Source organism: Glycomyces buryatensis (assembly GCF_004912275.1).
Taxonomy (GTDB): Bacteria; Actinomycetota; Actinomycetes; order Mycobacteriales; family Micromonosporaceae; genus Glycomyces; species Glycomyces buryatensis.
The window spans coordinates 476-10822 of the sequence record NZ_STGY01000049.1; the positions used below are offsets into that span (position 1 = coordinate 476).

General features: G+C 66.0%; 11 protein-coding genes and 1 pseudogene. 8 read left to right on the forward strand and 4 right to left on the reverse strand.

The features are described from left to right. Positions 1-363 precede the first annotated feature (363 nt). On the reverse strand, positions 364-981 hold the full coding sequence (locus FAB82_RS12770) for a TetR/AcrR family transcriptional regulator (RefSeq protein ID WP_136534927.1): 618 nt from the start codon (positions 979-981) through the stop codon (positions 364-366). Positions 982-1073: 92 nt separating this feature from the next. On the opposite strand from FAB82_RS12770, the gene FAB82_RS12775 reads away from it, so the two are divergent. The 3 genes and pseudogenes from FAB82_RS12775 to FAB82_RS12785 all read left to right on the forward strand — a co-directional run bounded on the left by FAB82_RS12775 (position 1074) and on the right by FAB82_RS12785 (position 4368). Further along, on the forward strand, positions 1074-2036 hold the full coding sequence (locus FAB82_RS12775; RefSeq protein ID WP_136534928.1) for a DMT family transporter: 963 nt from the start codon (positions 1074-1076) through the stop codon (positions 2034-2036). A gap of 151 nt (positions 2037-2187) precedes the next feature. Beyond that, positions 2188-3423: a pentapeptide repeat-containing protein gene (locus FAB82_RS12780; protein ID WP_136534929.1), complete on the forward strand. Its 1236-nt coding sequence runs from the start codon at positions 2188-2190 to the stop codon at positions 3421-3423. Between the two features lie 126 nt (positions 3424-3549). Next, positions 3550-4368 (forward strand): annotated as a pseudogene (locus FAB82_RS12785) (IS5 family transposase). 43 nt (positions 4369-4411) lie between these two features. Here FAB82_RS12785 and FAB82_RS12790 read toward each other — a convergent pair. Further along, entirely contained in the window at positions 4412-4888 is a 477-nt protein-coding gene (locus tag FAB82_RS12790) for a MarR family winged helix-turn-helix transcriptional regulator (RefSeq protein ID WP_136534930.1), read from the reverse strand. Between the two features lie 445 nt (positions 4889-5333). Here FAB82_RS12790 and FAB82_RS12795 point away from each other — a divergent pair, with 445 nt between their 5' ends. After that, positions 5334-6278: an ATP-binding cassette domain-containing protein gene (locus FAB82_RS12795; protein WP_136534931.1), complete on the forward strand. Its 945-nt coding sequence runs from the start codon at positions 5334-5336 to the stop codon at positions 6276-6278. Beyond that, positions 6271-7056 (forward strand): ABC transporter permease, encoded by a 786-nt coding sequence (locus FAB82_RS12800; RefSeq protein WP_136534932.1) that lies wholly within the window; start codon positions 6271-6273, stop codon positions 7054-7056. Before FAB82_RS12795 ends, FAB82_RS12800 begins: the two co-directional genes overlap by 8 nt. A 191-nt stretch (positions 7057-7247) precedes the next feature. Here FAB82_RS12800 and FAB82_RS12805 read toward each other — a convergent pair whose 3' ends face one another. After that, the gene (locus FAB82_RS12805) at positions 7248-7583 is read right to left on the reverse strand and encodes a hypothetical protein (RefSeq protein WP_136534933.1); all 336 of its coding nucleotides are present in this window, start codon (positions 7581-7583) and stop codon (positions 7248-7250) included. 9 nt (positions 7584-7592) lie between these two features. Further along, on the reverse strand, positions 7593-7907 hold the full coding sequence (locus FAB82_RS12810) for a hypothetical protein (RefSeq protein WP_136534934.1): 315 nt from the start codon (positions 7905-7907) through the stop codon (positions 7593-7595). 338 nt (positions 7908-8245) lie between these two features. Between FAB82_RS12810 and FAB82_RS12815 the strand changes: the two genes are divergently transcribed. From FAB82_RS12815 to FAB82_RS12825, 3 genes are all read left to right on the forward strand, one after another. Beyond that, complete coding sequence (locus FAB82_RS12815; RefSeq protein WP_136534935.1) at positions 8246-9088, forward strand: Scr1 family TA system antitoxin-like transcriptional regulator; 843 nt, start codon at positions 8246-8248, stop codon at positions 9086-9088. Next, positions 9060-9314 carry a DUF397 domain-containing protein gene (locus tag FAB82_RS12820; RefSeq protein ID WP_136534936.1) on the forward strand — a complete coding sequence of 85 codons (255 nt, stop codon included), beginning with the start codon at positions 9060-9062 and terminating at the stop codon, positions 9312-9314. The genes FAB82_RS12815 and FAB82_RS12820 overlap by 29 nt, the downstream gene beginning before the upstream one ends. Positions 9315-9429: 115 nt before the next feature. After that, positions 9430-10182, forward strand: a complete 753-nt coding sequence (locus FAB82_RS12825; RefSeq protein ID WP_136534937.1) for a class I SAM-dependent methyltransferase — start codon at positions 9430-9432, stop codon at positions 10180-10182. Positions 10183-10347 lie beyond the last annotated feature (165 nt).

Sequence of the window (10347 nt, forward strand, 5' to 3'; positions counted from 1 at the left end):
ACTGCCCCCGCCGACAGCCCCGCACGGACGGCCCGGCAGCCGAGGCCACCGGCCCCGGCCGGGCCGCCGCTCCGCCGAGCCTGGCCCCGCCGCAACGCCTTCCGGCCCGACCTCGGCAACGCACCCAGGGCGGTCCCTACACCACTCCATCGTTGAAGGCCCGAACCCCAACCGACGACCGGCCGACCCCGGCGACGCACCGGCAACCGCATTGCCACCGCTCCATCGCTGACCGCCTGAACCGCAACGGAAACGCTGGCCGGCACGAACCGCCGCACCAACCGAACGGCATTGGGACATTTAGGCAGCGCGGCAGCGACGGTCCTGTCGCTGCCGCCTACTGGTCGCGCTCTGTCTACGGGCTCACGGGCTGAGTAGGCGGCCCGCTGCCTTCCTTGCGATGGCGACCGCGTTCCCGAATTGGCCGACATCGCTCATGACGACCGCGCCTTCGTGGAGCAGGAGCAATTCAAGCGCCGTGTCCTGGATTTCGGCTTTGACTTCGGCTTTGACTTCGGTCTCGGACCCAACCTCGAGCAGGCCCGCCGACTCGATCAGTTCGGCGAAACGGCCCATGAGCCAGCGCTTCTGGTCCGCCGCCAGCGCATGTGCCGGGTGGTCCGGTCCGGAGATTTCGGCTCGGGCATTGATCATGGCGCAGCCGCGGTCGCCCTCGGTGGCGCGCCATTCGGTCAGGGAGTCGAAGACGGCCAGGACGGCGCCGCGCGGGTCGGGTGCGGCGTCGATGTGGCGTTCGACCACGACCCGCCAGCGCACGTCGCGGGCGCGCAGGTAGGCCATGACGAGGTTGTCCTTCGAGCCGAAGCGGTCGTAGATGGTCTTCTTGGTGACCCCGGCCTCGGCGGCGATGCGGTCGACGCCGACCGAGTTGATGCCCTGGTGGTAGAACAGCTCGCTGGCGGTGTCCAGGACGCGGCGGGCGGCGCGGGTCAGGCGCGGCTGCTCCGTGTCGGTCGTCATGACGGCTCCCTCCGAAAATTCCACTGGAAGTATACCGCCCTGTATAGCTACGGTAGTAGACCGACCTGTTTACTTTTGGAGAGGCGGTCACCATGCGGCCAACCGACCGGCTGTTCGCCGGCGCCTTCGTCGTCCTGTGGAGCTCGGGCTTCATCGGCGCCGAGCTCGCCACCCGCCAGGCCCCGGCACTGACCGTCCTCAACTGGCGCTTCCTGCTCCTCGCGGCACCCGCCATCGCATGGATCCTGTGGCGCCGCAAGCACTTCAAGGCCCGCGACGTCGCCGTCCACGTCGTCATCGGACTCCTCGCCCAGGTCGGCTACCTCTACGGGGTCGTCATGGCCAGCGAGCTCGGCGTCTCGCCAGGCACCACCGCGCTCATTGCGAGCCTCCAACCCCTGGTCACCGCCGCCGCCGCATTCCTCGCGCTCGGCCAGACCATGCGGGCCGCCCAGATCGGCGGGCTCGCCATCGGGTTCGCCGGGGTCGCGCTGGTCGTCTCGGACGACTACACGGGCGGCACCGCCTCGCCGTGGGCCTACGTGCTTCCCTTGGCGGCCATGCTGAGTCTGGTCTCGGCCACCATCCTGGAGCGGCGGCTGCGGCCGCGGAGCCTGGGACCGCTCGACGCGCTGGCGGTCCAGTTCACCACCACCGCAACGGCGTTCGCGGCGATCTCGGCATCGGCCGGGCAGTTCGCGCCGGTGCCGACGCCCCAGTTCTGGGGTGCGGTCGCCTGGGTGACGATCCTGGCGGGGATCGGCGGGTACGGCACCTACTGGATCGTGGTGCGCCGCAACGGTGCCACGGCGGCGGCCACCCTGCTGTACTTCACGCCGCCGGTGACGATGCTGTGGGCGTGGGCGATGTTCGGCACCAGCATCGGCGCCGCCACCTGGCTCGGACTGGCGGTGACGGCGGTCGGTGTGACGCTGGCACTCAGGAAAACTGGTCGCGGGAAACCCGGGCGGCGGCGACCGGTCCCGGCCGATCCGGTCCCCGCGGACTCGGTGCCCGCAGAGCCGGTTCCGGCCCGGTCTGCTGTTGCCCCTTAAGGATTCTGCCCGGTCGCCGTGCCATGCGGGGCGGGGCCGATTCCCCTATGCTCGGGCCATGCCCCTCCTCCGTTCCGTCCGTGATTCGTTGGCGCGTGTGGCGAGTGCGGTCCGACGACGGTTCAGCCAGACCGGATCCTCATCGCCCCTGGTGCGCGACGATCCGCCGCGTGGGCCCCGGCCGATCAGCGGATGGGCGTTGCCACTGGTGCTCGTCTCGATCGTGCTGGGCGGGTGGTGGTTCTACGACCTCCAAGCGGCGCAGGTCGATGCGGTCAATGCCGACAACTCGATCGAGACCGAGCTGGAGCTGACCCGCCTGCGCGTGGAGTCGCTGCGGAACATGCTCGCGGTCGGCGCGGGCGTCGGCGGCCTGGCGGCCCTGGTGCTGGGATTCCGGCGGCAGCAGCACAACGAGTACGACGCGACCCAGCAGCGCATCACCGAGCTCCGCATCAAGGCGGTCGAGCAGTTGGGTTCCGACAAACCGACGGTGCGGATCGGCGGACTCCACAACCTGGAGCGACTCGGCGAACAGCACGAGGAACTAAGGCAGATCGTGCTGGACGAGATCTGCGCCTACCTGCGCCTGCCCTATGCCCCTCCCAAACGAGACAAAGGGAACGGGCGGGAATCGCGCGGATTCGAGCCGGTGGGCCCGCCCCCGGCCGAGGACCGTGCAGCCGAGATGGAAGGAACGGTTCGCATGCTGGCCCAAGAGATCCTGCAACGCCACCTCAACCCGAAGTTCGGCAAGGGGCAGTACTGGAAGCACCGCCGCATCCACCTCAGTGGGGCATACCTCGACCGCATCAACTTCAGCAACTGTCGGCTCGAGCGCGCACTCTTCGCCGGGGCGACGTTTGCGGGCAAGACGCGTTTCGTGCAAACCACCTTCACCAGGTCCCCTAGCTTCAACGGCGCGACATTCGAAGGCGAAGCCTGGTTCAACTCCGCAATCTTCAACGAACGCGCGTACTTCGCCGACACGACGTTTCTCAAGCAAGTGCGATTCGGCGCGGCCATGTTTATCGACTATGCCGAGTTCACAGGAACGAGGTTCTGCGGGTTCACTTCTTTCGACTGGGCCCAATTTGAACGCGTCGCAGATTTCAAAGCCTCCTTCCTGTCCGGAGCAAGTGCCCACCGCATGTCCGTGCGCTTGCTGCGGTATTGGACCCCGGACCATCCTCCTTCTGGCAAACCACCCACCGACATCATGGATGCGTTCGAGGCAGGCGGTGTAAGTATCGGGCTCGAGCCCTTGCTAGAGGACGATGTGTTCTTGCTCGAAACCGATGTCGGGGAGGGTTGGAAAGTCGAACCCCTTCCGGAGGACCCGGACTGGGGCCGACTGGTCAGGACCGATGCGCAACCGGAAGATTGACCCGGGCTACTCGGCGATGCGGTGCTGCTAAGACAACGAGTCCTCCTGCGGCCCTTAGAACTCCTAACACATTGGCGTGGAATCACGCCGGTGAGGCCGGCCGGCTGTTCTTGATTCTCTTGGCAGGTGAGCAAACCGTGGATCGTTGATGACGGGCTGTGGGCGCTGATCGAGCCGCTGCTTCCCGGTTGGCCGCCTGGGCGGCGTGGGCCGAAGCCGATTCCTGACCGGCTGTGTCTCCAGGGCGTCCTGTTCGTGCTGTATGCGGGGATCGGGTGGGAGCATTTGCCGTAAGAGCTCGGGTTCGGTTCGGGCATGACCTGCTGGCGGCGGTTGGATCAGTGGTGCCGGGCCGGAGTCTTCGAAGCGCTCCACCGGCTGCTCTTGGCGAACCTGCATGCCGCCGGTGAAGTGGACTGGTCCCGAGTTTGCATCGACGCCAGCCACGTGAAGGCCAAGAAAGGGGGCTCGGGGGTCGGCCCCTCGCCGGTCGACCGCGGCAAGCCCGGCTCGAAGCACCACATCGTCTGCGACGGCGCGGGCCTGCCGCTTCGGGTCATCACCACCGGCGGCAACGTGCCCGACATCGCCATGGCCCAGACACTCATCGCTACAATTCCGCCGGTCGCCGGGCGGATCGGCCGTCCTCGCTCGAGACCCGATGCGGTCCTGGCGGACAAAGGCTACGACTCGGCCGCGTTCCGCACCCATCTCAAGGGGCGCGGCATCCTGGCGGTGATCTCGCAGCGGAAACGCCGGGACATCATCGGGCTCGGCAGCCTGCGCTGGGTGGTGGAGCGGACGATCGCCCATCTGCATCAGTTCAAGCGTCTCGCCACCCGTTGGGAGCGCCGCCTCGACCTGCATGAAGCCCTGACCAGCCTCGCTTCGGCACTGATCTGCTGGAGACGCTTCGCTTCGCGAGGAGCGTCGGCTGGGCTCTAGGTGGTAAGGAACGACTGACCACTGCGTCCGCGAGCTGGCAGCGTCACCGGGTAGAACGGTCGGGGAGTTCCGCCGCCGCCGATTCCGGAGATCCCCACGGTTCCTCCAGCGCGGCCCGAAGCGCGATGGCGGTATCCGTACCGATGCGTCCGGCAAGCGCGGTTTCAAGCCCGGAGAGTATCTGCATCGCCTCGGAGCGGCGCCGAGCACCAGCCGCAGTGAGGCGCACGAGCTTCGACCGAGCTGACCGCGGATCGCTCTCCACTGTGGCCACGCCCAGGGCGACAAGTTCATGGACCCACTGGTGCGCAGTCGGGGCACTGACACCCAAGCGCCGAGCCAACTCGGCGATGCTCGCCCCTTCTGACGGGAGCTGGCTCAGCAGGGTCACGTGTGCCTCGCTGATGGCCACCCCGCCTTCCTGGGTCTCGAACGCAGCGGTCAGGGCTGCTCGGAACCAGTGGTGTGCGCGCCACAGCAGCCGGATGAGCGGCTCGGATTCGGACGGTGAAGAGGACATGTGGTTCTGCTTTCACAGTGGGACGGGCGATTCGGCGCGGTCCGCCGATAGTAAGCCGGTCGGCCTCGGTGACTGACATCACTTGGATTCCGAGACCATCGACAACCATTAGATAACCTATGATTAGGCTACCTATTGATGGTTTCGGATCGATCGCCGGTCTCACAGTCGATGGAAGGGCATAGCGATGACGACAGCATCGGCTGCGCCTCCTCTCGCCGCAGGCACCTCCCGGCGGAGCCTCTTGACCACCGCGGCCGGCGCCACCGCCGACATGTCAGCAGGCGTCGTTGCCTCGCCCTCCGTCGCCGTCGGTACCGCTGGACCTACCATCGGTCCCCTGCTAAGCCGACCCGAAACTGGGCAGCTGATCACGTTGGGCCGCAACAACATTCGACCAAACACTCGAAGCCGAATCACGTTCGAGACTCCCGATTGGAGCACCATGATCGCCGCGAAAGGCCTCCATAAGCGCTACAAGAAGACCGTGGCGGTGGACGATCTGTCGTTCGACGTCCGCCCCGGCGTCGTCACCGGCTTCCTGGGGCCCAACGGCTCCGGAAAGTCCACCACTATGAGGCTGATGCTCGGCCTCGACCACGGCGAGGGCGAGACCACCTTCGACGGCGAGCGGTTCACCGACATCCGCCGGCCGATGAACCACGTCGGCACCCTGCTGGAGGCCAAGCCCTTCCACCCCACCCGCTCGGCCCGCAACCACCTGAAGATGCTCGCCTCCGCCAACGGCATCACCGACACCAGGATCGACGAGGTCCTGGAGACGGTCGGCCTCGGCGCTGTCAGGCGCAAGCAGCCCAAGGGCTACTCGCTGGGCATGGCGCAGCGGCTCGGCCTCGCGCAGGCGCTGCTGGGCGACCCGCACACGCTGCTGCTCGACGAGCCCACCAACGGCTTGGACCCGCACGGCATCCACTGGATGCGCGACCTGCTGCAGCAGCTGGCCGCCGAGGGCCGCACCGTGTTCGTCTCCAGCCACCTGCTCTCGGAGATGCAGCTCATGGCCGACGAACTCGTCGTCATCGGCCGCGGTCAGATGATCTTCAACGGCGACGTCGACGACTTCGTCCGCGAGTTCACCCAGTCCACGGTCATCGTCCGCAGCCCCGCCGCCGATGCCTTCCTCTCCGCGCTCGAAGCCGAGGGCGCGACCGTCGCCAAGGGCGACGACGGCGAACTCGTCGTCTCGGACATGGCGATCGGCGCGGTCGGCCACCTGGCCTTCACCGAGGGCATCGAGCTCACGGAGCTCTCCACCCGCTCGGCCTCGCTCGAAGAGGCGTTCATGTCCGCCACCGGCGCCGCGGAGCAGTTCGTCGCCCGCGAACCCGTCCCGACCGCCACGACCACCGGAGGTGCCCAGCATGCTTGACGCGCTCAGATTCGAATGGACCCGGCTGCGCACGCTCCGCTCGACCTACTGGATGGTCGGCTCCGGCCTGGTGGCCTCAGCCGCGATCCCGCTGACACTCGGCTTCGGAACCGCCGACGAGCGGCTCAACGCCGATTCTCTGAACGTCGGCCTTAACGGCGGGGCCTCCTTCGTGATCCCGTTCCTGGCGGTGTTCATGGCCGTGGTCGGTATCTTCGCCACCGGCCACGAATACCGACACGGCACGATCCAGCCGACCCTGACCGCACTGCCGCAGCGCTCGCGCCTGATCCTGGCGAAGATCCTCACTGTCGCGGGGCTGACGGCCGCGGTCACGCTGGTGTCGATCGCGCTCAACGCGACCCTGATGCTCGCGTTCTGGGGCGAGCTGCCAGGACTGTTCGACGACCCGGTGCGCTCGGCGCTGCTGGGATACGTGACCTACAACGTGATCTACGCACTGGTCGGGCTCGGCCTGGGGCTGCTGTTCCGCGGCGTCCCTTCGGCACTGGTGGTCATCTTCCTGATGCCGCTGATCGTCGAGACCCTGATCGTCGGGCTCACCATGGTCCCGGCCCTCGACGGGCTGGCGCCGGTGGTGCGGCTCCTGCCGTTCACTGCCGGGTCGGAGCTGATGCTGACCAGCGCGGCGGAGTTCGGTCCCGCGGCCCCGGACTACGACTTCTTCGGCCGCTGGGCCTCGGGCGGCGTGTTCGCCGTCTTCGCCGCCCTGATCATCGGCGTCGCCTGGACCCAGTTCAAGCAACGCGACGCCTAGAAATCCGATTCCACGGAGCCAGTAGTCGTGGACGGTCTCCCGCGGTGTGAACTCCTCCAATCAGGAGTCCGGGCGCGGGAGGCTGTCCTCCGGCCATCATCAACGATCCACGGTTTGCTCATCCACCAAGAGAACCAGTAACAGCCCCCCAGCCTCACCGGCGTAATTGCACCCCAATGTGTTAGAGGTTCTTAGTGCCCGCTGCAATCAGGGTCGGCGATCAGCCCTCTGGTTTGTTCCATGATCCAGTCGCACCACTGGTCGCCGTTCCACGCGCCGCGCCAGACGATCGGGTCCTCGGGATCATCGGTGAAGCGACAGCACAGGCGCGGTCCCGCACCGTCGTCCACATCGAGCAGGTACTCGACCGGTCCCCTCGGGTACTCACTCGATGGCGGGACTATCTCGTACAGCGTGAACACGGCTGGGCCCCTGCGGAAGTCGCCCAGGTAGCCATCGATGCCGGGTTCACCGTCCGAGCGGAGGTTGTACGGACCCTCTTCTCCGGGCGCTGCGGTCTCAACCATCACAGCACCTCACCGCGTTCGAGTCGGCGCGATACCGGTCGCCGGACCGGCGCCGTGGAAGGCCCGGAACGCCGACTCTTCGAACCAGGTCTTCCAGTGCGGCTTGAAGCTCCGCCAGAGCGGCCCCCAAGTCGCCTTGAGTTCACCGGAGTTCAGGCCGGAGACGATCAGCACGATGTCCTCGCGTTCACCCGTGTAAACCTGGAACGAATCCGGCTTGTCCGCACTCGAAGCGCGCACCCGGTAGATCCTGAATTCATCGCGAAAGGAACCTCGCTCCAGTGGTCCGGGATCGAGCCTTCCGGCGTGATTGGCGTCGACCATTGCAGTAACTCCATTTCGGACTATCTAATATCCGACAGTTTGTGCACCCAGAGGTCGCGCGTGTTTTTCGAGAGACGCGACCCCTGGGCTTTCCTCACCACATCGGAAGCTGTATGGCTCAACTCCCGACACCATGAATGTAGGCGATGTTTCCGCAGGTCACAAGGAGAGACTCGGCCACCGCGACCCAGGCGGCGAGGACACGACCTGGAGAATCAGTACCCGTAATACTCAGGGTTCGCAACTCGGCCATAGACATTCCGGGATTTCCGAAAGTCGCACTCCTATGCGATAGTGGATAGTCCAGCTCAGGCCAATCCACGAATCTGGGGGCAGGTATGGCAATCGTCGAGGACTCGGGTTGGTGGTTCCTCAAGACCATGGCAAGAAAGCACCGAGTCGCATCGGGCAGGTCGCAGCGAGAGGTCGGTGAGTACGTCTACCGATCCGAGGACACCATCAGAGCATGGGAACTCGGAAGGACCGATATCCCGCTCAACGCACTCGCGGTGTACGCCAAGGCATGCGGCATCAGCGATGAGATCGCGGGCTACATGAGGCAGGTCGCCGAGGCTCGCAAGAATCCCGAGAAGGCGATCGAGGCCGACATGCGCTTCAATGCGCTGTTCCTCGCTCTCGCAGAGGAATACAGCTGCGACATCTTCAAGTTCGACGCCTTGATCATCCCGGGACCGCTCCAGATCGGCGAGTACCACGACGACGTGGTCCGCGCGATCGACCCAAAGGCCACCAACAAGAACCTCGAAGACGGGTGGGAGTTCAAGCTGGAACGGGCGGCAGCCCTGGCAGCACGCGGAGACCGCCCGACAATCCACTTCCTCATCGGCGAGGCCGCGCTCCTCATGCTCCGACAGGTCTCCAAGGAGATCTACAGAAAGCAGATGGCCCACCTCAGGCGCTGGGCGAAGAAGCCGGGAGTCTCAATTCGAATTCTGCGTGCGCCGGTGTCAGGCCGGCTTGCCAACTTCGACATCTACTTGAGCGGGAAAAACCAAGCCGCATGTCCCCCGTTCGTCTACACCGAGATCGCCGACTCTAGCTGGTGCATCGACGATCCCACCCGAATCGCGCGTTACGATGAGATCCGCAAGATGCTGTGGAAGATGGCGACCCGGATCGAGGACTACCACGATGACGACAGGCGTGACCGGTTGGCGTAAGAGCACTCGCAGTGGTGCCACCAACGACACCAATTGTGTTGAAATCCGCCGGGCATGGCGCAAGAGCAACCTCAGCGGCGCCGACAACAACACCGACTGCGTCGAAGTCGCGCTCTGCTCCGATGATGACGGCTTCCACCTCCGGGACTCGAAGCTCGACTCGGACTCCCCCGTGTTCGACCTGTCCCCCAAGGACTTCTCCGCCCTGATCAACGCCGCAGGCTGACCCAGGGACAACGACAAGACACAAGCACCGCCGGGCCTGGTTACGCGAAATCGGCCCGGCGGTGCTCTGCGCTAATGCGGTTGCAGCGCACCGAAGGAGTGCCCATACTGGCGCGATGGCACTCGCGTACGACCCCCGTTCCGTCGACGGGGAGACCCTGGATGCGCTGCTCTACGACCACCTCAACTCCTGGGGCGTCAGCGATACCTTCTACCTCGACTTCGTCATGGGCGCCGAGAACGTCCTCGATGTCGGGTGCGGCACCGGCACGATCCTGAGCCGCGCCCGCTCCGAAGGCCACGCCGGGCGTTTGTGCGGTCTCGACCCCGACCCGGCCATGCTCGATCAGGCCCGCGAGTCCGACGCCGCCGAATGGCTGCTCGCCCCGGCCGCCGAAGCCTCATGGAAGGGCGAATTCGACCTGGCGATCATGAGCGGCAATGCCTTCCAATGCCTGCTCGACGACGAGACGACCCGCGCCTCACTCGCCGCGATCCACCGTGCCCTGGTCGCCGGCGGGCGCTTCGTCTTCGACACCCGCAACCCGGCCATGCACGAATGGCGCACCTGGAACCCCGAGGATCCCTTCGAGATCGTGGACCCGCTCGGGGAACCCATGCGCATCTACCAGGAAGCCGGCGAACCTGACGCGCACGGTGTCGTGGCGCTCAAAGCGAGGTTCGAGGCCGGGTACTGGGAACAGCCGCTCGTGGCCTCCTGCGGCCTGCGCTTTATCAGCCCCGAAGCCCTGGACCGCCACCTCACCGCGAACGGCTTCACCGTCGAACACCGCTTCGGCGCCTGGGACGAGACCCCCTTCGACCCCGGCAACTCCCGCTCGATCATCACCGTCGTACGAGCGGTGTAGCGCCCCGGGCCCCACCGTCGCTCGAACGCGGCGGCGAATAGTAGGTCGGAAATCGCGAAGCCGTCCACAAGAACCGGGGTTATCCACAGGGCTTTCTCGGAGTGCCGCAAGTTATCCACAGGCAGAAAGTTTTTGTTGGTGGGCTTGTGGTGTGCGTGATGTGCT

What these genes read in the sequence shown, in the direction of transcription:
- FAB82_RS12815 (WP_136534935.1), top strand. Translation starts at nt 8,246, where the DNA reads ATGGCAATCGTCGAGGACTCGGGTTGGTGGTTCCTCAAGACCATGGCA.
- FAB82_RS12805 (WP_136534933.1), bottom strand. Translation starts at nt 7,583, where the DNA reads ATGGTTGAGACCGCAGCGCCCGGAGAAGAGGGTCCGTACAACCTCCGC.
- FAB82_RS12790 (WP_136534930.1), bottom strand. Translation starts at nt 4,888, where the DNA reads ATGTCCTCTTCACCGTCCGAATCCGAGCCGCTCATCCGGCTGCTGTGG.
- FAB82_RS12825 (WP_136534937.1), top strand. Translation starts at nt 9,430, where the DNA reads ATGGCACTCGCGTACGACCCCCGTTCCGTCGACGGGGAGACCCTGGAT.
- FAB82_RS12770 (WP_136534927.1), bottom strand. Translation starts at nt 981, where the DNA reads ATGACGACCGACACGGAGCAGCCGCGCCTGACCCGCGCCGCCCGCCGC.
- FAB82_RS12775 (WP_136534928.1), top strand. Translation starts at nt 1,074, where the DNA reads ATGCGGCCAACCGACCGGCTGTTCGCCGGCGCCTTCGTCGTCCTGTGG.
- FAB82_RS12820 (WP_136534936.1), top strand. Translation starts at nt 9,060, where the DNA reads ATGACGACAGGCGTGACCGGTTGGCGTAAGAGCACTCGCAGTGGTGCC.
- FAB82_RS12800 (WP_136534932.1), top strand. Translation starts at nt 6,271, where the DNA reads ATGCTTGACGCGCTCAGATTCGAATGGACCCGGCTGCGCACGCTCCGC.
- FAB82_RS12795 (WP_136534931.1), top strand. Translation starts at nt 5,334, where the DNA reads ATGATCGCCGCGAAAGGCCTCCATAAGCGCTACAAGAAGACCGTGGCG.
- FAB82_RS12810 (WP_136534934.1), bottom strand. Translation starts at nt 7,907, where the DNA reads ATGGTCGACGCCAATCACGCCGGAAGGCTCGATCCCGGACCACTGGAG.